Raw genomic sequence first — 20805 nt, 5'->3', positions numbered from 1 at the left:
CGCCCCCTCACTTTGGATGTCTGAGACGCGGATTGGCGACGATCGCCGCTATGTCCGCGATGATGTTGAGGCTGATGTAGACGGCGGCGAAGATCAGGCCGACGGCCTGCACCACCGGCACGTCGCGCTTGGTGACGTGGTCGACCAGATACTGGCCCATGCCGGGATAGACGAAGATCACCTCGACCACGACCACGCCGACGATGAGATAGGCGAGATTGAGCATGACGACGTTGATGATCGGCGCGATCGCGTTCGGGAAGGCGTGCTTGCGGATGACCGCGAAGGCCGAAAGGCCCTTGAGCTCCGCCGTCTCGACATAGGCCGACTGCATGACGTTGAGGATCGCCGCGCGGGTCATGCGCATCATATGGGCGAGCACCACCAGGGTGAGCGCCGTCGCCGGAAGCGCGATGGCCTGCATCCGCTCGCCGAACGGCATGCCGTCATAGACGGTCGAGATGGCGGGGAAGATCTGCCATTTCACGGCGAAGAAATAGACCAGGAGATAACCGATGAAGAATTCGGGGAAGGAGGTGGAGGCGAGCGCCAGCCCGGAGATCAGCTTGTCGACCCAGCCATTGCGGTAGCGCACGGCGATCAGGCCGAGGATGATCGCCAGCGGCACCGCCACGATCGCCGCCCAGAAGGCAAGGAACAGCGTATTCCACAGCCGGCCTTTGATCGAGGTGGCGATATCCTGGCCGCTCGACATGGCCGTGCCGAGGTCGCCGGTCAGCACACCGCCGAGCCAATGGAAATACCTGACATAGGCCGGATCGTTCAGCCCGAGCTGCTCGCGCAGATTGGCGAGCGACTCCGGTGTCGCCGATTGTCCCAGAATGGCTTGTGCGACGTCGCCGGGCAGGATCTGGGTGCCGGCGAAGATCAGGACCGATATGGCCAACAGAAGGAGGATGCCCAGCGCAATGCGCTGGGCGATTAGTTTCAGGATGGGTGAAGACATCTCTGCAAAGCCGGACTCAGGCCTGCAGCCAGCACTTCGCCAGGGCGTAGCCGTTCATCAGTTCCTGGTGCGGATCGTCCACCCAGCCATCGACCTTGGCGCCGGTGGCGTCGATGAACTGGTTGAACATCGGCAGGATCAGGCCGCCTTCGTCGCGCACCAGCACAGCCATGTCGTGGTACATCTGCTTGCGCTTGGCCTCGTCGAGTTCCGCGCGCGCCGCCAGCACCATCTTGTCGAAGTCCGGACGCATGAAGCGCGTGTCGTTCCAGTCGGCGGTCGACAGATAGGCGGTCGAGTACATCTGGTCCTGCGTCGAACGCCCGCCCCAGTAGGAAGCGCAGAAGGGCTGCTTGTTCCAGACCTCGTTCCAGTAGCCGTCGCCAGGTTCGCGCTTGAGCTCGATCTTGATGCCGGCCTTGGCCGCGCTCTGCTGGAAGAGCTGGGAGGCATCGACCGCTCCGGGGAAGGCAACGTCCGAGGTCCGCAGCAGCACGGTGCCGTCATGGCCCGATTTCTTGTAGTGGAACTTGGCCTTGTCGGGATCGTACTTGCGCTGCTCGATCTCGGTGAACAGCGGATAGGCGGCGTTGATCGGGAAGTCGTTGCCGAGCGAGCCATAACCGCGCAGCACCTTGGTCAGCATCTCCTCGCGATCGATAGCGAGCTTCAGCGCCATTCTGAGGTCGTTGTTGTCGAACGGCGCCGTGTTGCAATGCATGATGAAGACATAGTGGCCCGGACCCGCATGGTTGCGGATGGTCACGCCCGGCACGCGCTTGATCAGGTCGACGATCTTCGGCTCAACGCGGTTGATCATGTTGACCTGGCCGCCCTGCAGGGCCGCCGTGCGCGCCGTCGCGTCATTGATGACGATGACTTCGATCTGGTCGGCATGGCCCATCTTGTCGCCCTGCCAGTAGTTGGCGAAACGCTCGCCGCCATGGCGCACGCCGGGCTCATTGGTCTTGACCACGTACGGGCCGGCCGAGATGCCGGCATCAGGCTTGTCCTTGCCGCCATTGGGCTGGACGATCAGGTGATAGTCGCTGAGCAGGTAGGGCAGGTCGGCGTTGGCCTCTTTCAGGGTCAGCACCACTTCCTTGCCGCTGGCCTTGATGGTCTCGATGCCCTTCATGTAGCCGAGCGCGCCGGATTTCGACTTCTCGTCCGAATGGCGCTCGAGCGTGGCGGCCACGTCCTCGGCGGTCACGGTCTTGCCGTTGTGGAACTCGACGCCGTCGCGGATCTTCAGCGTCCAGACCTTGGCGTCCTTGGATGAGCCGATGTCTTCGGCGATGCGATTCTCGAGCTTGCCGTCGGGGGACAGCTCGACGATCATTTCACCCCAGCACTTGCCGAAGGCGAACGGCACCTGCGTCATCATCAGTGCCGGATCGAGGCTGTTGGTGGATTCACCGCCGACCAGGCCGGCTTTCAGCGTGCCGCCCTTGACCGGGCCTGCCGCGCGCGCCGCACTTGAAAGAAGCGAGTTGGCGAAAGGTGCGGCGATGCCGAGTGCCGCCGCCCTGCCGAGAAAGTCACGACGGCTCAGCTTGCCCGCTGCAACACGCCGGCTAAGGAATTCCAGTTCGTTTGACATAATTGAGTTCCTCACTCTGTTGGTTCGACTCTACGGTCGATTTTTGTTTTTAATTCTCCCTGAATAATGACGGTAAGCCAATGCCGTAAGCAAGACCGAATGCGACATGCCGTGGCGTAAATCGTACGTCGCATTTGGACCAACGTCTTGGGATCTCAAACGAGCGCGCGTGGAATCTTTTCCTCGAAATTGCGCTCGAAGACGATTTTTTCACCCTCATAGGCTTCGATTCTGGCGCTGACGATGAAGTTTTCCGCGTCCGACCGCATCTCTGCCCATGTCTCGGTGCGGACCGACCATTCATTCCGCGACAGGGTCTGGGTCCAATGGGTTTTTCCCGAGGCGGACAGCGGATCGTCGGGATGGATCGCCCAGGTCTCGCGGGCGATGCTGCCGTTGACCAGGCCATGATCGAGATCGCGCACCTCGCCAAAATCATCAGATATGGAAAGCGTGACGATCCCCGTCTTTTCGTCGCGATCGACATGGCGTTCGGAATTGGCGGGCCGGACCGTTTCCGTGGCCCAGGGCGCAGCACCTTCCGGCTCGGCGAACGTCGTTTCGTCGCCTGTCGCCGGCGGGCGCAGCGGCAGGGCCAGCGTCGCTGCCGACAAGGCGAGTTGCACCGGCTGCGGTGAGGGCCAGATGACAGGCCAGTAGGCGTTCGATACCGCGATGCGCAGCCGGTGGCCCGCCGGCACGCGATAGGCGCATTGATCGAGCACGACGCGCGCCGACACGGCTTGGCCCGGCACCAGCGCCTGCGGGAATTCGTGCGACGCACGGTGCGTCAGGTTGAGCACGCCGTAGGAGATCAGCTCCGAAGCGCCGTCGGGATGCACGTCGCACAGCCGGATCGCGATGTTGGCCTGTGGGCGGTCGGAAGAGAACGTGACCTCAACTTCCGGCGCGCCGACGATGTCGATCGCCTCGGTGAGCAGCGGCTGATCAAAAAAGACCGACAGCGCATCGTCGGGGCGCTGGTCGCCCGGCAATTCCGGTCCGAAGGTGAATGGAAAATATTCGCCGCCGGCGAGGCCGCAATTCTGCGGCGAGGCGACGATGGCAGGTTGGCTCCCCTTGGGGAGCAGATCGATCGTCTGGATCTTGATGGTGGGCGAGGGCCATTCTGTCTCGGCCACCCAGCGGCCTGGCCGCTCCGGGTGCCAACGTGCCGGGCGCACGCTGTCCATCACATAGGCGCGGTAGGCCGGATCGTTCTCGACGCCGGTTTCGGCGCCCTTCAGCCAATGGTCCCACCAGCGCAGGGCCTCCTGCAGAAAGCCGATGGCCGGCTGGGGGCCGGCATAATGCGGATACTTGTGGATCCACGGACCGACGATGCCCTTTACCGGCGCCTCGATGTTGGTCACGAGGTGCGAGATCGTGTTGCGGTAGCCGTCATGCCAGCCGCCGATCGACAGCACGGCGGCATGAATGGCGGAAAAATCCTCGCAGATCGAACCGCGTTTCCAGTAGGCGTCGCGGTGCTGGTGCTTCAGCCACAGCGGTGCAAGGAACGACTGGTTCTCCAGCCGGGTCAGCCACAGGTCCCGCCATCTGTTGTCGCCGGCAATCAGCGGATCCGGCGGCCGCGACGAATAGGACAACATCGTCGAGGCCCAGCCGAAATTCTCGATCAGCAGGCAACCACCCTTGTAGTGGATGTCGTCGGCATAGCGGTCGACGGTCGAACACAGGCTGATCACCGCCTTCAGCGCAGGCGGCTGCTTGGCCGCCACCTGCAGGCAGTTGAAGCCGCCCCAGGAGATGCCCATCATGCCGACATTGCCGTTGCACCAGGGCTGGGCCGCCGCCCAGGCGATGACGTCGCAGGCGTCCTGCAATTCCTGCTCGGAATACTCGTCGTCCATCAGCCCTTCGGAATCGCCATTGCCGCGCATGTCGACGCGGATCGAAGCGTAGCCGTGGCCGGCAAAATAGGGATGCGTCAGCTGATCGCGAAAGATGGTGCCGTCGCGCTTGCGGTAGGGCAGATGCTCGAGGATGACAGGCACCGGATCGTCGCCGGCATCTTCCGGCATCCACACCCGCGCGGACAGCCGGCACCCATCCGGCATGACAATGCCCATATCAGGAAATTCGACGACTTTGCGGGGGAATTCGGTGATGGTTTTCATGGTGCGCATAACGCCCTGCGGCACGGCAACTTTCAATCGCCATTCGCGACTGGAGCAGCGAAATATGCGACCTGTGCTGCTACCGCTTCATTCTCTCAATTTAGCGGAATGTCGTTCTCGGTCTTGCTCGCTTGGTACACTTCGGACAGCTCGTCATAGCGTGCCGAGATCGCGCCGATGCGCGTCTCCAGCCGTTGGCGTTCGGCCTCAGGCAGCGCCCTCACCATCCTGCGGATGGAGAAGCTCTTCCAGTAGGCGTTCTCGGCATTGTAGCCGCCGGGGTCGAGGGTGAAGACCTCTTTCAAGATCTTCAGATCATGCGGGATGGCGAAACTGTCGCGCGAATCCTCGTGGCTGAAGAGGTAGTAGAAATTGTCGAAGCCGGTCCAGGTGATCGCCGACAGGCAGAGCGAGCAGGGTTCATGCGTGGCGATGAACAGCGCGTCCTTGGGGTCGACACGCTCAGCCCTGGGCATTTCGTAAAAACGCTTCAGGCAATGCACCTCGCCATGCCAGAGCGGGTTTTCGATCTCGTTGTTGGTCTCCGCCAGCACCAGCGAACGGTCGTCCTTGCGCAGGATCGCCGCACCGAACAGCTTGTTGCCGTGGGCGACACCTTCCGCCGTCTTCGGCACGATGTCGTGCTCGATGACGTCGAGCAGGCGGTCGATCAGTGAAATGTCGGTCATGACGGTCTCCTGCTGCATGCCGGCCAAAGTGCCCCCGGTTTTGGGGTGGCGACATGCGCAAAAATCAAGGGAGATGGATCTCGTAGGCGTGCGAGAAATGGAATTCTTCGAGGTTGGAGCCGTCGCCGCCACGGTCGACGATCAGGAAATCCTGAGCTTCGCCGAGTGGCGTCAGCACGCCGTGCCAGAGGTTGCGGGAATAATTGATGCCTTGTCCCGGCGCGGTGATGAAGGCATGCGGTTCGCCCGGCCCCTCCTTGCCGTCATGGCAGACGACGACCAGGAACGGGCGCGGCGACAGCGGAATGAAGGCCTGGCTGCCGAAAGGGTGACGCTCGACCATGGTGAGCTTCAGCGGCATCTCGTAAGGCGTGCCGCGCACCATGGAGATCAGCACGCGCGCGTTCGGTCCCGCCGCCTCGGCGGTCGCCAGGTCATGGTAGCGCTCGGCCTTGCCGCCATTGATCGGGTAGTGGTTGTCCCCGCCCATGTCGATCACATCGCCGAAGGGGGCAAAGGCCTCACGGGTCAGCGGCCGCGCGACGATATGAGCCAAGATGGGCCGGGTCACCGCGAGCGACCGCCGATGCCAGCCCCGCCGAGCTTGGCGTGCCGGTTGACGTCCTTGTAGAGCAGATAGCGGAATTTGCCGGGGCCGCCGGCATAGCAGGCCTGCGGGCAGAAGGCGCGCAGCCACATATAGTCGCCGGCCTCGACCTCGACCCAGTCCTGGTTGAGGCGATAGACCGCCTTGCCTTCCAGCACATAGAGCCCGTGCTCCATCACATGCGTTTCGGCGAAAGGAATGACGGCGCCGGGCTCGAGCGTGACGATGGTCATGTGCATGTCGTGGCGCAAATCGGCCGGATCGACGAAGCGTGTCGTGGCCCAGCGGCCTTCGGTGCCAGGCATCGGCGAAGGCGCGATATCCTGCTCGTTGGTGAAGAAGGCTTCAGGCGTATCGAGACCGTCGACCGCTTCGTAAGCCTTGCGAATCCAGTGGAATCGGACAGCAGCCGTGCTTTCGTTGCGCACTGTCCAGCCGCTGGACGGCGGCAGGAAGGCAAAGCCGCCCGGTCGCAAGACATGCTTCTTGCCAGCAAGCATGACCGTCAATTCGCCTTCGACCACGAACAGGGCGCCCTCGGCGCCGGCATCGGGCTCCGGCCGCTCGCTGCCGCCGCCGGGCGCGACCTCGACGATGTATTGCGAAAACGTCTCGGCGAAGCCGGACAGCGGTCGCGACAGGATCCAGACGCGGGTCTTGTCCCAGAACGGCAAGGCGCTGGTGACGATATCCTGCATCACGCCCCTGGGGATGACGGCATAGGCCTCGGTGAAGACGGCTCGGCCGGTCAGCAACTCGGTTTGGCCGGAATGGCCGCCATGCGGCGCATAATAGGTTCGCTCGGGCATCCTGATCGTATCCATGGTTCAAACCTATTGCGGTAGCATGTCTTTGAGGCGGAGCAGCGCGATGCGCTCGACTTGTTTGCAGGCGGTTTCGAATTCGACGCCGCGGCTGTTGCCGATGCGCGCCTCGAATTCCGCCAGGATTTCCTCCTTGGTCTTGCCCTTCACCGCGATGATGAAGGGGAAGCCGAAGGTGGTGACGTAGGCGGCATTGAGCTTGGAGAACAGCTCGCGTTCCTTGTCCGTCAGTGCGTCGAGGCCGGCCGAGGCTTGTTCCCGGGTCGATTCCGCCGTCAGCCGCTTGGCCTTGGCCAGCTTGCCGGCAAGGTCTGGGTGGGCGTTGAGCACACCGAGCCGCTCGGTTTCGCTGGCGGCACGGAAGACGCGGCAAAGCGCATTGTGCAGACCCCCTGCCGTGTCGTGCGCCGGACCCAGTTCCAGTTCATAGGCACGTTCGGCAATCCACGGCGAATGCTCGAACACGCCGCCGAACGTGTGGACGAATGTCTCGAATTCCATCTTCGACGGTCTGAGCGCCGCCGGCTTGTAGGGATGGTTCTCTTGCCAGTGGCGGGCGATGTCGATGCGCCGTGCCAGCCAGACCTTGTCGTGCGACTTCACATAGTCGACGAAGCGCTTCAGCGCCGCCACCCGGCCAGGACGCCCGACGAGCCGGCAATGCAGGCCGATATTCATCATGCGCGGCCGTCCTGCCTTGCCTTCGGCATAGAGCGTGTCGAAACTGTCCTTGAGATAGGCGAAGAACTGGTCGCCCGAATTGAAGCCCTGCGGCGTGGCGAAGCGCATGTCGTTGGCGTCGAGCGTATAGGGGATGATGAGCTGCGTGCCGCCTGCATGCTCGAACCAGTAAGGCAGTTCGTCATCATAGGTGTCGGAAACATAATCGAAGCCGCCCTCCTCGGCGACCAGCCGCACCGTGTTGACCGAGGTGCGGCCCGTATACCAGCCGGTCGGGCGCTGGCCCGTCACCTCGTAATGCAGCTTGATCGCCGCTTCGAGATCGCCGCGCTCGTCCGCGGCGCTGTGGTCGCGGTAATCGATCCATCTCAGCCCGTGCGAAGCAATCTCCCAGCCGGCGTCCTGCATGGCCGTGACCTGGTCGGGCGAGCGTGCCAGCGCGGTGGCGACGCCGTAGCAGGTTACAGGCACTTGCTCATCGCTGAACAGGCGAAGCAGCCGCCAGAAGCCGGCCCGCGCGCCATATTCGTAGATCGATTCCATGTTCCAGTGGCGTTGGCCCACCCAGGGTGCGGCGCCGACGATTTCCGACAGGAAAGCTTCCGACGCCTTGTCTCCGTGCAGAACGCAGTTCTCGCCGCCCTCTTCGTAATTGACCACGAACTGTACTGCGACATGCGCACCGCCAGGCCATTTCGGATCCGGCGGATTGGCTCCATAGCCGCGCATGTCTCTTTCGTAACGCATCGTCCCTCCCGCCGGGCATTGCCCGCAGTGTGATCAGGATATCGAAAGGGTGCTTCTCGCATTCCCCCGAAAATTTTTGAAAGTGTTTTTGTCGCACTCCGCTCGACCGGGACTTATGCATCGCCTTTAATTGGCGCACAATTCATCACTGTTGTTCTGATGTACCTGGATGGGAGGCGGCCAATGGCTGAAACGTCGAAAGCCGATGGCGGGCGCCTGACGACCCATGTACTGGACACGGCCACCGGCAAGCCGGCGGCCGGACTGTCGATCGCACTCTATCGTCTCGACGGTTCGGACAGGACACATCTGAAGACTGTCGCAACCAATGCCGATGGCCGTTGCGACGCGCCGCTGCTGGTAGGCCCTGAGTTCCGCACCGGCGAATACGAACTGGTGTTCGCGGCTGGCGACTATCTGCGCGGCCAGGGCACAAAGCTGCCCGAGCCCGCTTTCCTGGACAGCGTGCCGATCCGCTTCGGCATGGCGGAGGCGGTGCACTATCATGTACCCTTGCTGATCTCGCCCTATGGCTATTCGACCTACAGAGGAAGCTGAGGCATGGCCAAGGTCACCGTTCGAAACGAAATCCGCTTCATCCTGAACGGCACGGATGTCGTGCTGTCGTCGGTTGCACCCGACGCGACCCTGCTCGATTGGTTGCGGCTCGACCGCTCGCTGCGCGGCACCAAGGAAGGCTGTGCCGAGGGCGATTGTGGCGCCTGCACGGTGCTTGTCGGCAAGCTCTCCGCCGGCGGGCTGGTTTATGAAAGCGTCAATGCCTGCATCCGCTTCCTCGGCTCGCTCGACGGCACTCATGTCGTGACGGTCGAGCATCTGCGTGGCGAGCCCGGTAAGCTGCATCCCGTCCAGCAGGCGATGGTCGATCTCCATGGCTCGCAATGCGGCTTTTGCACGCCGGGCTTCGTCATGTCGCTCTATGGCCTGTGGATGAAGTCTCCAGACCCATCGAACGCGGCCATCGAAAAGGCCCTGCAAGGCAATCTTTGCCGCTGCACCGGCTATGAGGCGATCATGCGCGCGGCGCACGCCGTCTCCAGCTACGGCAAGTCGGCAAAAGATCCGCTGGCGGTGGAGCGCAAGGCGATCACGGCGAGGCTGGAAGCCATGCATGACGGCGCCCGTGTCGAGATCGGCTCGGGCACGAAGCGTCTCATCGTGCCGGCCAATGTCGATGACTTCGCCGCCGTGCTGGACAAGGAACCCGGCGCCACGGTCGTTGCCGGCTCCACCGATGTCGGCCTGTGGGTGACCAAGCACATGCGCGACATCTCGCCGGTGATCTTCATCGGCAATCTCGACGGGCTGCGCACCCTCTCCGAGGACAAGGGCGTCATATCGATCGGCGCCGGCGTCACCTACACTGAAGCCTTCTCGGCCCTGGCCAAACGCATCCCGGCGCTCGGGCCGCTGTTCGACCGCATAGGTGGCGAACAGGTGCGCAACATGGGCACCATCGGCGGCAACATCGCCAACGGCTCGCCGATCGGCGATACGCCACCGCCCTTGATCGCGCTTGGCGCGCGGCTGACGCTGCGCAAGGGCAAGAAGCGGCGCACGATCCCGCTGGAAACCTTCTTCATTGCCTATGGCAAGCAGGACCGGCAGCCGGGCGAATTCGTCGAGGCCGTACATGTCCCTGTTCCGGCCAAGGGCACGAACTTTGCCGTCTACAAGATCACCAAGCGCCGCGACGAGGACATCACGGCTGCCCTTGGCGCCTTTTTCCTGACGCTGGCCAAGGACGGTACGGTCGCCGACGTGCGCATCGCCTATGGCGGCATGGCGGCGACGCCAAAACGGGCGTCGTTCGTTGAACAGGCTCTGCTCGGCAAGCCCTGGACCGAAGAGACGGTCGAGACGGCGATGGCCGAATACGCCAGGGATTTCACCCCGCTCACCGACATGCGGGCGTCAGCCGAATACCGGGCTTTGGCCGCGAAAAACCTGTTGTTGCGCTTCTTCGTCGAAACCACCGGCACCAGGGCACCATTCCAGGTGTCACGCAACGAGGCTGCCTGATGAACAAGCATGCCACGTCAAATCTCAAGGCCGAGAAGATCGCTGGCGGCGTTGCCACCGATCAGCGGCATGATTCCGCCCACAAGCATGTCAGCGGCACCGCCGTCTATATCGACGACATGCCGGAACCGGCAGGTACGCTGCATGGCTGCCTCGGGCTCTCGGCCGCCGCGCATGCCACCATCACCCGCATGGACCTTTCGGCGGTGCGCGCCGCTTCCGGAGTCATCGATGTGCTGACGGCAAAGGATGTGCCGGGCGAGAATGACATTTCGCCGACCGGCCGGCACGATGAGCCGGTGCTCGCCGACGGCAAGGTCGAATTCTTCGGCCAGCCGATCTTCTGCGTTATCGCCGAAACCCGCGAACAGGCACGCCGCGCCACCAGGCTGGCCAAGGTCGAGTACAAGGAATTGCCCTTCGTCACCGACATTGGCGAGCTCGATCCGAGGAAGGACAAGCTGGTCACGCCGCCGCTTACCTTGAAGCGCGGCGATGCCGCCGCTGCGATCAAGGCGGCGCCACGCCGGCTGAAGGGAAAGATGCGCGTCGGCGGCCAGGAGCATTTCTACCTTGAAGGCCATATCGCCATGGCCGTTCCCGGCGAGGATCAGGACGTCACCATCTATTCCTCCACCCAGCATCCCAGCGAAGTCCAGCATATGGTGAGCCATGCGCTGGGCGTACCCAGCAATGCCATCACGGTGGAGATCCGCCGCATGGGCGGCGGTTTCGGCGGCAAGGAAACGCAAGGCAACCAGTTTGCCGCGCTCGCGGCCATCGCCGCCAAGAAACACCATCGCGCCGTCAAGATCCGGCCCGACCGCGACGACGACATGATCGCCACCGGCAAGCGTCACGATTTCCTCGTCGACTACGAAGTCGGCTTCGACGGCGAGGGCAACATTCTCGGTGTCGATTTCATGTTCGCCGCGCGTTGCGGCTTCTCGTCGGATCTGTCAGGCCCGGTGACGGATCGCGCGCTGTTCCATTGCGACAACACCTATTTCTGGCCGGCCGTGCACGCGCAATCGGCGCCGCTTTACACCAACACCGTGTCGAACACGGCCTTCCGGGGCTTCGGCGGCCCGCAAGGCATGGTCGGCGCCGAACGTGTCATCGACGAGGTTGCGTTCGCAGTCGGCAAGGATCCGCTCGAGATCCGCAAGAAGAATTTCTATGGCACCAGCGACCGCAACATCACGCCCTACCACCAGACGGTCGAGGACAACATCATCCAGCGCATCGTCGCCGAACTCGAGGAGAGCGCCAGCTATGTACGGCGGCGGCGCGAAATATCGGCCTTCAACGCCAACAGCCGTTTCATCAAGCGTGGCCTGGCGCTCACGCCGGTCAAGTTCGGCATTTCCTTCACCGCCACGCACTACAACCAGGCCGGCGCGCTGGTGCATGTCTATACCGATGGTTCGGTGCATCTGAACCATGGCGGCACCGAGATGGGGCAGGGGCTCTATCTCAAGGTGGCGCAGGTGGTGGCGGAAGAATTCCAGATCGATCTCGACCAGGTGAAGATCACCGCGACCACCACCGGCAAGGTCCCCAACACCTCGGCCACCGCGGCATCGTCCGGTTCCGACCTCAATGGCATGGCGGCACAGAATGGCGCCCGCCAGATCAAGGACCGGCTGACCGATTTCGCCGCCGAGAAATACCAGGTATCGCGCGATCAGGTGCTGTTCCTGCCCAACCGGGTGCGCATCGGCAACCAGGAGATCGCCTTCGCCGATCTCGTCAAGCAGGCCTATATGGCGCGCATCCAGCTCTCGGCGGCGGGCTTCTACAAGACGCCGAAAATCCACTGGAACCGCGACAAGGGCGAGGGCCGCCCCTTCTACTATTTCGCCTACGGCGCCTCCTGCTCGGAAGTCTCGGTCGACACGCTGACCGGCGAATATGTGGTCGAGCGCACCGATATCCTGCACGAGACCGGCCGTTCGCTGAACCGCGCCATCGATCTCGGCCAGATCGAGGGCGGCTTCATCCAGGGCATGGGCTGGCTGACGACCGAGGAACTGTGGTGGGACGACAAGGGCCGGCTGCGCACCCATGCGCCATCGACTTACAAGATCCCGCTCGCCTCCGACCGGCCGAAGATCTTCAACGTCACCTTGTCCGACTGGCCGGAAGCGAGTGAGCCGACGATCCACCGCTCCAAGGCGGTCGGCGAGCCGCCCTTTCCGCTCGGCATGTCGGTGCTGCACGCGCTGTCGGATGCGGTGGCCAGCGTCGCTGACCACAGGATCTGTCCGCGTCTCGATGCCCCGGCAACGCCGGAGCGCGTGCTGATGACGATCGAGCGGCTGAAAGGCGAGGCGAAGGCCTGAATCCGGCAAAACGTGCAATTCAGGCCGAAAAACCCTATGTTTCCCGCACGGGAATGCGAACGATGAATTTGAAAGTGCAAAGCCTGAAAGCCTTTCTCGCCAGCGCCGGCCGGGTCGCGTTGGTCGAGGTGGCCGGCACCAAAGGCTCGACGCCGCGCGAGAAGGGCGCCTTCATGCTCGTCTCGCAAACGGCGATCTTCGGCACGATCGGCGGGGGCCAGCTCGAATACATGGCCATCGACAAGGCCCGGCAGATGCTCTTCTCTCCCCTTGAGGGGGGAGAGGAGCAGTCGGCCGAAGGCCGAGAAAAAGCCAACGATTTGGCTTTTTCAGCGACGAGCGTCCGGAGCCATGGCGAAGGGCAATCCGCGAAGCGGCCAGAGAGGGGCCTCCCAGAAGGCACCGCAAGGACGTCGAGCACTGCCGCGCGGACTCCACCCGGCGGCTTCGCCGCCACCCTCGACGTTCCGCTCGGACCGGAGATTGGCCAGTGCTGCGGGGGCCGCGTCGAGGTGCTGATCCGCCTGATCGACAGGGCAATCGAACAGAGGTTGATTGCCGAAGCTGAAGCCGAGGAAGCGCATCTGCCGCACGTCTACATCTTCGGCGGTGGCCATGTCGGCCAGGCGCTGGCGTCGACGATCGCGCTCCTTCCCGTGCACGGCGTCGTCATCGAGACACGGGCCGAGGCGCTGGAAGACATGCCGGAAACCGTCGAGACGCGGCTAACGCCGATGCCCGAGGCCGAGGTGCGAAACGCCCCCGCCGGCACGGCCTTCGCGATCCTCACCCACGACCACGCACTGGATTTCCTGATCGTCGCCGAGGCGCTGAAACGGAACGACGCTGCCTATGTCGGCATGATCGGCTCGAAGACCAAGAAAGCGACGTTCAAGAACTGGTTCCTGAAGTCGGCTGAAGGCAGCGAAGCCGAATTCTCCCGCCTCGTCTCGCCGATCGGTGGCGATGCCGTCAAGGACAAGCGTCCGCCAGTCATCGCAGCACTTGCCGCCGCCGAGATCATGACGGCGCTGGTGGTGCACAACGCGCCCTCAAATGCCAACCGTCAGGCCCAGCAGGACAAGGTCATGGCCGGTTAGCCAAAGGCTGCTCGTTGGCCTGCCTTGTTTTCAATCGCAGGAAAAGTGCATTTGCGGTATCCACCCGGCGTTCCTGCATGAGGTGAGGATAGATGGACGTCCTGAAAATCGCGGCCTTCTCGGATGGCAACACCGGCGGCAATCCTGCCGGGGTCCTGATAGGCGACGTCTTGCCCGATGCGGGGGAGATGCAGCGTCTGGCAGCGGAGGTCGGGTTCTCGGAAACCGCCTTTGCCGCGCCGGATGGGGACAAGTGGCGGGTTCGCTATTTCTCGCCGGAAACCGAGGTTCCCTTCTGCGGTCACGCCACTATCGCCTTGGGGGCCGCCCTTGTCCGGCGTTTCGGCGATGGGATTTTCCCGCTGATCCTCAACCAGGCCAGCATCACCGTCGAGGGTTTTCGCGATGGTGCGACGATCGCCGCCGCGTTGCAGTCGCCGCCGACACGCAGCAAGCCGGCGCCGCCGAAGCTCATCGCCGGGGCGCTGGCGCTGTTCGGCTATGCCGCGACCGATCTCGATCCGGCGATTCCGCCGGCGCTGATCCATGGCGGCGCGAACCACCTTGTGCTGGCCCTCAACTCGCGCGAGGCACTGGCCGCCATGCGCTACGATCTGAAAACCGGCCAGGCCTTGATGCGGGGCGAAGGGCTGGTGACGATCCTGCTTGCCTATGCCGAAACGCCACGGCTTTTCCACACGCGCAATCCCTTTGCCTCCGGCGGGGTCTACGAGGACCCGGCGACGGGAGCCTCGACGGCGGCCTTCGCCGGCTATCTGCGCGACATCGGCTGGCCGCATGGCGGCGCGATCGATGTCGTGCAAGGCGAGGACATGGGCATGCGCTCGCGCCTGCACGCCGATATCTCGCGCGAGACAGGCAGCTCGATCAGGGTTTCGGGCACGGCCCGCATGATGGATGAAGCATAGAAGCTGCCGGCTCAGGCCGGCCGTTTCAAACCCAGATGCTCGCGCAGCGTCAGGCCTTCATAGTCCCGGCGGAACAGACCGCGCCGCTGCAGTTCCGGCACGACCAGCGTGGCAAAGGCATCGAGCTCGCCCGGGAAATAAGACGGCATCACGTTGAAGCCGTCGGCGGCACCACCCTCGAACCGTGCCTGCAACTCGTCGGCGACCTGCGCCGCCGTGCCGACAATGCGCCAATGGCCGCGCGCGCCGGCGAAATGGCGGGCAAGCTGGCGGATGGAAAGGCCATCGCGGCGCGATTGTTCGACGACAAGCGCCTGCCGGCTTTTCATGCCCTCGCTCTCCGGCAGTTCGGGCAGCGGCCCGTCGATCGGGTAACGCCACAGATCGGAGATGCTGAGATAGCTGGAGAGCAGCGCCACGCCGACATCGTCGGGAATGAGCTCCTGCAATTCCTCGTGTTTCTCTCGGGCTTCGGCCTCGGTTTCCGCCACCACGGGCGAGACGCCGGGCATGATCTTGATGTCGTCAGGCTCACGTCCATAGGCAGCCATGCGTGCCTTGAGATCGTCGTGGAAGGCCTTGGCCTCCTCGAAGGTCTGCGCCGCCGTGAACACCACGTCGGCGGTGCGGGCGGCAAGATCGCGGCCGACATCCGAGGCGCCGGCCTGGACCATGACCGGCGCGCCCTGCGGCGAGCGCGGCAGGTCGAGCGGGTCGCGCACCGAAAAGCTCTGGCCGGCATGGCCGGAAGCCTTGCCGTGCCAAAGGCTGGTGACGACCTCGGCGAATTCGCGCGCTCGTTCATAGCGATCGGCATGGGGCTTGAGACCCGTCGCGCCGAAATTGGCGGCTTCGATGGGACTTGCCGAAGTGACGAGGTTCCAGCCGGCGCGGCCGCCGCTGAGATGGTCGAGCGACAGAAACGTCCGCGCCAGGCCGTAGGGTTCGTTGTAGCTCGTCGAGGCGGTGGAAACGAGGCCGATGCGGCTGGTCTGGACGGCGAGCGCCGACAGCAGGCTGATCGGCTCGAAGCCGATCGAGCGCGACGTCTGGCTGCCGATGCCGATATTGGCCTCGCGCAGACCGGCGGCGTCCTCGCAGAAGATCATGTCGAACTTCGCTGCTTCCGCCGTGCGCGCCAGCTGGATGTAGTGGTCGATGTCGATGCCGGCGGTGACATGGGACTTCGGATGGCGCCATGCGGCGATGTGGTGGCCTGTTGCCCACAGGAAGACGCCGAGCTTCATCTGCGCGGTCATTGCTCACCTCCGCCGGCCAATCCGAGATGCGAGCGTAACGTTGTCCCGCGATAGGTCTCTCGAAACAGGCCGCGGCGCCGCAACTCCGGCGCGACACGCTTGAAGAAATCGTCGAATACCGAAAGCTGTGACAAATGGATGCTGAATCCGTCGCAGCTTTTGGCGCGAAATTGGGTTTCCAGCCTATCGGCTAAGGTGGCCGAGCTGTCATCGGGGGCGAGCGAGATATTCGTCAGCACCTTCACAGCGTCCGGATCGCGCCCAGCCGCCGTGGCGCGACGCTTCAGATCATCATAGCGTACTTTCGCGCTCTCGACCGACCCGCTCTCCAGCAAGATGACATCGGCGGTGCGGGCCGCAATATCCAGATCGGGCTCGGACAGGCCTGACAGCACCAGCACCGGCGTATCCTGCGGCGAACGCGCGACGTTCAGCGGCCCGCGCACGAAGAAGAACTCGCCCTTGTGGTCGAGCAGGTGCATTTTCTCGGGATCATGGAAGCGTCCGCCGCTTTTGTCGAACAACAGCGCATCCGCATCCCAGCCCTGCCACAGGCCTTGAACGATGCCGATATATTCCTCGCTGCGGCGGCGAAAGTCGGTGTCGGAAAATCCTTCCGGCCGGCTGAAATTCGTGGCCTCGCGAGGGCTCCGCGCCATCGTCGCGTTCCAGCCGGCGCGGCCATGGCTGATGATGTCGAGCGAAGCGAAACGGCGCGCCAGATTGTAGGGCTGGTGGGTGACTGTCGAGGCTGCCGCGACCAGTCCGATCCGGCTCGTCACCGTTGCCAGCGCGGCGAGTAAAGTCGTTGCTTCGAAGGGCATCGGATTGTTCACTGTACCGCTGTCGGAAGCCGGGGCGGAATCGGCAAGCAGCACCATGTCCAGCGCCGCCGCTTCGGCTTGCTGCACAAACCTGACAAGGCGGGGGAATTCCGGTTCACCCGTTAGGTCGGAAGTCCCCGGCAACAGCGAAACGGCAAGATGCATTGTGGCGCCGTTGTCCATCGATGGTTCCTGCGAGACGAAATGGAGCCGGGACTATGTTCGCCGCTCGCAGCGATGGCAACCGCTGACGCTGGGCCAACTGCCGCTCACTTGCCGGCCAGCAATTGGTTCCAGTCAGCCATCATTTGCCGGCAAGAATGTCGTTGATCAGCCGTTGGCAGCGCTCGGCCATGAAATCCAGCAGCAGCCGCACTTTCGGATCCTGCAGCTTCTTGTGCGGATAGACGGCGGCGAACTGTACCGGCGTCGGTGGCGTGTTGGCCAGGATCACCTTCAGCCGCCGGTCGCGGATGAACGGTTCGACCTCGAAGCGCGGTTTGTTGATGATGCCGCGCCCGGACAGCGCCCAGCCGGTCAGCACGTCGCCATCGTCGGTGTCGTAGGGCCCGTGCACTTCGAATTTCTGGGGCCCGGTTGGCGTTTGTAAGGTCCAGACATATTCGCGCGCGCCGGAATAGCGCAGCATCAGGCAGTCATGCTTCTTGCCGATCAGCTCCTGCGGCTCCACAGGTTCGCCGCGCGCCTCGAGATATTTCGGCGCCGCCACCAGCACACGCTCGCATTCCATGATGCCGCGCATCCGGAGGCTGGAATCCTCGATGATGCCAAGCCGGAAGGCGACATCGATGCCTTCCTTCATGATGTCGACATTGTGGTCCGACAGCCTTAGCCGCACCTCGATATCGGGATATTTATCGTGGAAATCGGGAATGCCCGAGGCGACGAGCCGCCGGCCGAGGCCAAGTGGCGCGGTCACGCGGATGGTGCCGCGCGGCTGGCCAGAAAGGGCCGAGACGGCAGCCTCCGCCTCGGTGATAGCCTCCAGCACCTGTTTGGCGCCGGCGTAGAAAACCGTGCCATGCTCGGTCGGCATCAATTGCCGCGTGGTGCGGTTGAACAGCCGCACGCCAAGATGCTTCTCCAACTCCTTGATGCGGTTGGAGGCGACCGCCGGCGAAATGCGCATGTCGCGGCCCGCCGCCGACAGATTGCCGAGTTCGACGACGCGGACGAAGACGGCGATGTTGTCGAGATAGGCCATGCGGTTTCGTGGCTCTCATGCGGCTGCGTATAACCAGCCTAGTGCATGATCCCGAAAATCGGAATCGATTTTCGGGAAGGATCATGCACCAGCTAAAAAGTTCTACAGCGTCCTTTGCGCGTCCAAGAGGACGCGCGGCGCTGTAGTATTTTCCATTTTTTTTTGAAAGTCATCGTACACCTCGCCTCTTTCCGTTTGCGCGCCACACCGTAAAGTCACCCAATCGGCAGGGACGACTTCAATGATGGATTTCGCGATTTTCTGGGACTGGCTGAGCTTCGCCGTGCGGTGGCTGCATGTCATCACCGGCATCGCATGGATCGGCTCGTCTTTCTATTTCGTCGCGCTTGATCTCGGCCTGCGCCAGCGTCCCGGCATGCCTGTCGGCGCCTTCGGCGAGGAATGGCAGGTGCATGGCGGTGGCTTCTACCACATCCAGAAATATCTGGTTGCACCGGCCGAGATGCCCGAGCATCTGACCTGGTTCAAATGGGAATCCTACGCCACCTGGCTGTCCGGTTTCGCCATGCTGTGCGTGGTCTACTATGCCGGGGCCGACCTGTTCCTGATCGATCCCAATGTGCTGCCGATGTCGGTGCCGGTCGGCATCCTTTTGTCCATGGCCACGATCGGCGTCGGCTGGGTGGTCTACGATCTGCTCTGCCGTTCGCCGCTTGGAAAAAGCGATACCGGCCTGATGCTGGTGCTCTACTGCGTGCTGGTGTTCATCGCCTGGGGGCTCACCCACCTGTTCACCGGGCGCGCCGCCTTCCTGCATCTGGGCGCAATCACCGCCACCATCATGTCAGCCAACGTCTTCATGGTCATCATTCCCAACCAGAAGATCGTCGTTGCCGACCTCATCGCCGGCCGCAAGCCCGATCCGAAATACGGCAAGATCGCCAAGCAACGCTCGCTTCACAACAATTATCTGACGCTGCCCGTCCTGTTCCTGATGCTGTCGAACCACTACCCGCTGGCATTCGGCACGCAGTTCAACTGGGTCATCGCCTCGCTGGTGTTCATCATCGGCGTGCTCATCCGGCATTATTTCAACACCGTGCACAAGCGTGCCGGCAATCCGCACTGGACCTGGCTGGGCGCCCTTGTCCTGTTCATCATCATCATCTGGCTGTCGACCGTGCCTAAGGTGTTGACCGGCGAACCGAAGGCATCCGCTTCGGCGGAAGTCTATATCGCCTCGGCGCACTTCCCGGCCGTGCGCGACACCGTGCTCGGCCGCTGCTCGATGTGCCATGCTCAGGAACCGGTCTATGAAGGCATCTATCACGCGCCCAAGGGCGTGATGCTTGATACCGACGCCAACATAGCCAACCATGCCCGCGAGATCTATCTGCAGGCCGGCCGCAGCCACGCCATGCCGCCCGCCAATGTCTCGCAGATATCAGACAAGGAACGGGCGTTGCTGGTGGCCTGGTTCGAAGGCGCAGGGAAATAGGCATGACCTCGACACTTCTGCGCGGCCGCACGCTGTCCTTCGTGCGCTGGCCGCAGACCATCGATGACCATTCGGCCTGGCGTTACGACGAAGATGGCGGCCTTTTGATCCGTGACGGCAGGATCGTCGCATCAGGCACCTATGCGCAAGTCGAGAAGCAGGCCGGCGAAGGTACGAGGAAGATCGACCACCGGCCGCACCTTTTGTTGCCGGGCTTCATCGACACGCATGTGCATTTCCCGCAGATGCAGATCATCGCGTCCTATGGCGCTGAACTGCTCGACTGGCTGAACACTTACACATTCCCGGAAGAGACGAAATTCGCCAACGCGCAGCACGGCCGCCGCATAGCGCGCCTGTTCCTCGACGAAATGGTCCGCCACGGCACGACGACAGTGGTCGCCTATTGTTCGGTGCACAAGGCCTCGGCGGAAGCCTTCTTCGCCGAGTCGCATGACCGCAACATGCTCAACATCGCCGGCAAGGTGATGATGGACCGCAATGCACCCGACGGCGTGCTCGACACGCCGCGATCCGGCTATGACGACACCAAGGCGCTGATCGCGGAATGGCACGGAAAGGGGCGCCAGCATTATGCCATCACGCCGCGCTTCGCGATCACCTCTTCGCCGGAGCAGATGGAGATGGCCGGAGCGCTCTGCCGCGAGCATCCCGACCTGCATATGCAGACGCATCTGTCGGAAAACCACGCCGAGATCGCCTTCACCCAGGAACTCTACCCCTGGTCGCGCGACTACACCGATGTCTACGAGCATTACGGGCTGCTGGGCAAGAAAAGCCTGTTCGGCCACTGCATCCATCTGTCGGAGCGTGAGGCGGACGCGCTTTCGGACAGCGGCTCCGTGGCGGTGTTCTGCCCGACCTCGAACTTGTTCCTCGGTTCCGGCCTGTTCGATTATCAGCGCTACCGCACGCGCGACAGAGCCCTCCGGATCGCCGCCGCGACCGATGTCGGCGGCGGTACCAATTACTCCATGCTGCGCACCATGGACGAAGGCTACAAGGTGATCGCCCTGAACGGCGAGAAGCTCAACCCGTTCCAGTCCTTCTGGCAGATCACGCGCGGCAATGCCGAGGCACTGTCGGTGGCCGACAGGATCGGCACGCTGGACGAAGGCACCGATGCCGACATCGTCGTGCTCGACGCCCGGGCGACGCCGGCGATGCGGCTCAGGATGGAAACGGCGCAGACGCTGGCGCAGGAACTGTTTCTGCTGCAGACGCTGGGCGACGACCGCGCCGTGCGCGAGGTCTATGTTGCAGGGCGGGCTGCCAAGAGCGACATGACGAGTTAGAACGTCAGGTGCGGTCCTTGCTTGACCCGGCGGCAGCCATAGGTCA

At 63.2% G+C, this 20805-nt stretch carries 17 protein-coding genes; 7 read left to right on the top strand and 10 right to left on the bottom strand.

Annotation, left to right across the window (positions count from 1 at the left end; translation table 11 throughout):
• Window positions 1-7 precede the first annotated feature (7 nt).
• The 7 genes from EB231_RS01830 to puuE form a co-directional block, all read right to left on the bottom strand.
• Window positions 8-967 (bottom strand): ABC transporter permease, encoded by a 960-nt coding sequence (locus EB231_RS01830; protein WP_027055608.1) that lies wholly within the window; start codon window positions 965-967, stop codon window positions 8-10.
• Between the two features lie 16 nt (window positions 968-983).
• Window positions 984-2570: an ABC transporter substrate-binding protein gene (locus EB231_RS01825; protein ID WP_140770197.1), complete on the bottom strand. Its 1587-nt coding sequence runs from the start codon at window positions 2568-2570 to the stop codon at window positions 984-986.
• A 155-nt stretch (window positions 2571-2725) separates the two neighbouring features.
• Window positions 2726-4711 (bottom strand): CocE/NonD family hydrolase, encoded by a 1986-nt coding sequence (locus EB231_RS01820; RefSeq protein ID WP_172352780.1) that lies wholly within the window; start codon window positions 4709-4711, stop codon window positions 2726-2728.
• 95 nt (window positions 4712-4806) lie between these two features.
• Window positions 4807-5418, bottom strand: coding sequence for a nucleoside deaminase (locus EB231_RS01815; protein WP_172347338.1), 612 nt, complete (start codon window positions 5416-5418; stop codon window positions 4807-4809).
• 46 nt (window positions 5419-5464) lie between these two features.
• The gene (locus tag EB231_RS01810) at window positions 5465-5956 is read right to left on the bottom strand and encodes an ureidoglycolate lyase (protein WP_172347337.1); all 492 of its coding nucleotides are present in this window, start codon (window positions 5954-5956) and stop codon (window positions 5465-5467) included.
• Window positions 5957-5967: 11 nt separating this feature from the next.
• Window positions 5968-6831: a bifunctional allantoicase/(S)-ureidoglycine aminohydrolase gene (locus EB231_RS01805; protein ID WP_172347336.1), complete on the bottom strand. Its 864-nt coding sequence runs from the start codon at window positions 6829-6831 to the stop codon at window positions 5968-5970.
• Between the two features lie 9 nt (window positions 6832-6840).
• Entirely contained in the window at window positions 6841-8259 is a 1419-nt protein-coding gene (gene puuE / locus EB231_RS01800; protein ID WP_172347335.1) for an allantoinase PuuE, read from the bottom strand.
• Window positions 8260-8442: 183 nt separating this feature from the next.
• Between puuE and uraH the strand changes: the two genes are divergently transcribed.
• The 5 genes from uraH to EB231_RS01775 all read left to right on the top strand — a co-directional run bounded on the left by uraH (window position 8443) and on the right by EB231_RS01775 (window position 14676).
• Window positions 8443-8817 (top strand): hydroxyisourate hydrolase, encoded by a 375-nt coding sequence (uraH, locus tag EB231_RS01795; protein ID WP_172347334.1) that lies wholly within the window; start codon window positions 8443-8445, stop codon window positions 8815-8817.
• 3 nt (window positions 8818-8820) lie between these two features.
• Window positions 8821-10302 carry a xanthine dehydrogenase small subunit gene (gene xdhA, locus EB231_RS01790; protein WP_172347333.1) on the top strand — a complete coding sequence of 494 codons (1482 nt, stop codon included), beginning with the start codon at window positions 8821-8823 and terminating at the stop codon, window positions 10300-10302.
• A complete protein-coding gene (xdhB, locus tag EB231_RS01785; RefSeq protein ID WP_172347332.1) occupies window positions 10302-12647 on the top strand; it encodes a xanthine dehydrogenase molybdopterin binding subunit in 2346 nt (781 codons plus the stop codon). Before xdhA ends, xdhB begins: the two co-directional genes overlap by 1 nt.
• 62 nt (window positions 12648-12709) lie before the next feature.
• Entirely contained in the window at window positions 12710-13747 is a 1038-nt protein-coding gene (xdhC, locus tag EB231_RS01780; protein ID WP_172347331.1) for a xanthine dehydrogenase accessory protein XdhC, read from the top strand.
• A gap of 92 nt (window positions 13748-13839) precedes the next feature.
• On the top strand, window positions 13840-14676 hold the full coding sequence (locus EB231_RS01775) for a PhzF family phenazine biosynthesis protein (protein WP_172347330.1): 837 nt from the start codon (window positions 13840-13842) through the stop codon (window positions 14674-14676).
• Window positions 14677-14687: 11 nt separating this feature from the next.
• Here EB231_RS01775 and EB231_RS01770 read toward each other — a convergent pair whose 3' ends face one another.
• From EB231_RS01770 to EB231_RS01760, 3 genes are all read right to left on the bottom strand, one after another.
• Window positions 14688-15935, bottom strand: coding sequence for an LLM class flavin-dependent oxidoreductase (locus tag EB231_RS01770; protein WP_172347329.1), 1248 nt, complete (start codon window positions 15933-15935; stop codon window positions 14688-14690).
• Window positions 15932-16942 carry an LLM class flavin-dependent oxidoreductase gene (locus tag EB231_RS01765; protein ID WP_172347328.1) on the bottom strand — a complete coding sequence of 337 codons (1011 nt, stop codon included), beginning with the start codon at window positions 16940-16942 and terminating at the stop codon, window positions 15932-15934. The genes EB231_RS01770 and EB231_RS01765 overlap by 4 nt, the downstream gene beginning before the upstream one ends.
• A 121-nt stretch (window positions 16943-17063) precedes the next feature.
• Window positions 17064-17984 (bottom strand): LysR family transcriptional regulator, encoded by a 921-nt coding sequence (locus tag EB231_RS01760; protein WP_172347327.1) that lies wholly within the window; start codon window positions 17982-17984, stop codon window positions 17064-17066.
• A 241-nt stretch (window positions 17985-18225) separates the two neighbouring features.
• Here EB231_RS01760 and EB231_RS01755 point away from each other — a divergent pair, with 241 nt between their 5' ends.
• Both EB231_RS01755 and guaD read left to right on the top strand, forming a co-directional pair.
• A complete protein-coding gene (locus EB231_RS01755; RefSeq protein ID WP_056569160.1) occupies window positions 18226-19443 on the top strand; it encodes a urate hydroxylase PuuD in 1218 nt (405 codons plus the stop codon).
• Between the two features lie 2 nt (window positions 19444-19445).
• Window positions 19446-20759, top strand: a complete 1314-nt coding sequence (guaD, locus tag EB231_RS01750; RefSeq protein WP_172347326.1) for a guanine deaminase — start codon at window positions 19446-19448, stop codon at window positions 20757-20759.
• Window positions 20760-20805 lie beyond the last annotated feature (46 nt).

Origin of the sequence: Mesorhizobium sp. NZP2298 (genome assembly GCF_013170825.1) — a bacterium.
Lineage (GTDB): Bacteria > Pseudomonadota > Alphaproteobacteria > Rhizobiales > Rhizobiaceae > Mesorhizobium.
The sequence above is the reverse complement of the archived record's forward strand: the minus strand, read 5'-3'. Positions and strand labels throughout refer to the sequence as shown.

What these genes read in the sequence shown, in the direction of transcription:
- EB231_RS01830 (WP_027055608.1), bottom strand. Translation starts at nt 967, where the DNA reads ATGTCTTCACCCATCCTGAAACTAATCGCCCAGCGCATTGCGCTGGGC.
- EB231_RS01825 (WP_140770197.1), bottom strand. Translation starts at nt 2,570, where the DNA reads ATGTCAAACGAACTGGAATTCCTTAGCCGGCGTGTTGCAGCGGGCAAG.
- EB231_RS01820 (WP_172352780.1), bottom strand. Translation starts at nt 4,711, where the DNA reads ATGAAAACCATCACCGAATTCCCCCGCAAAGTCGTCGAATTTCCTGAT.
- EB231_RS01815 (WP_172347338.1), bottom strand. Translation starts at nt 5,418, where the DNA reads ATGCAGCAGGAGACCGTCATGACCGACATTTCACTGATCGACCGCCTG.
- EB231_RS01805 (WP_172347336.1), bottom strand. Translation starts at nt 6,831, where the DNA reads ATGGATACGATCAGGATGCCCGAGCGAACCTATTATGCGCCGCATGGC.
- puuE (WP_172347335.1), bottom strand. Translation starts at nt 8,259, where the DNA reads ATGCGTTACGAAAGAGACATGCGCGGCTATGGAGCCAATCCGCCGGAT.
- uraH (WP_172347334.1), top strand. Translation starts at nt 8,443, where the DNA reads ATGGCTGAAACGTCGAAAGCCGATGGCGGGCGCCTGACGACCCATGTA.
- xdhA (WP_172347333.1), top strand. Translation starts at nt 8,821, where the DNA reads ATGGCCAAGGTCACCGTTCGAAACGAAATCCGCTTCATCCTGAACGGC.
- xdhB (WP_172347332.1), top strand. Translation starts at nt 10,302, where the DNA reads ATGAACAAGCATGCCACGTCAAATCTCAAGGCCGAGAAGATCGCTGGC.
- xdhC (WP_172347331.1), top strand. Translation starts at nt 12,710, where the DNA reads ATGAATTTGAAAGTGCAAAGCCTGAAAGCCTTTCTCGCCAGCGCCGGC.
- EB231_RS01775 (WP_172347330.1), top strand. Translation starts at nt 13,840, where the DNA reads ATGGACGTCCTGAAAATCGCGGCCTTCTCGGATGGCAACACCGGCGGC.
- EB231_RS01770 (WP_172347329.1), bottom strand. Translation starts at nt 15,935, where the DNA reads ATGACCGCGCAGATGAAGCTCGGCGTCTTCCTGTGGGCAACAGGCCAC.
- EB231_RS01765 (WP_172347328.1), bottom strand. Translation starts at nt 16,942, where the DNA reads ATGGACAACGGCGCCACAATGCATCTTGCCGTTTCGCTGTTGCCGGGG.
- EB231_RS01760 (WP_172347327.1), bottom strand. Translation starts at nt 17,984, where the DNA reads ATGGCCTATCTCGACAACATCGCCGTCTTCGTCCGCGTCGTCGAACTC.
- EB231_RS01755 (WP_056569160.1), top strand. Translation starts at nt 18,226, where the DNA reads ATGATGGATTTCGCGATTTTCTGGGACTGGCTGAGCTTCGCCGTGCGG.
- guaD (WP_172347326.1), top strand. Translation starts at nt 19,446, where the DNA reads ATGACCTCGACACTTCTGCGCGGCCGCACGCTGTCCTTCGTGCGCTGG.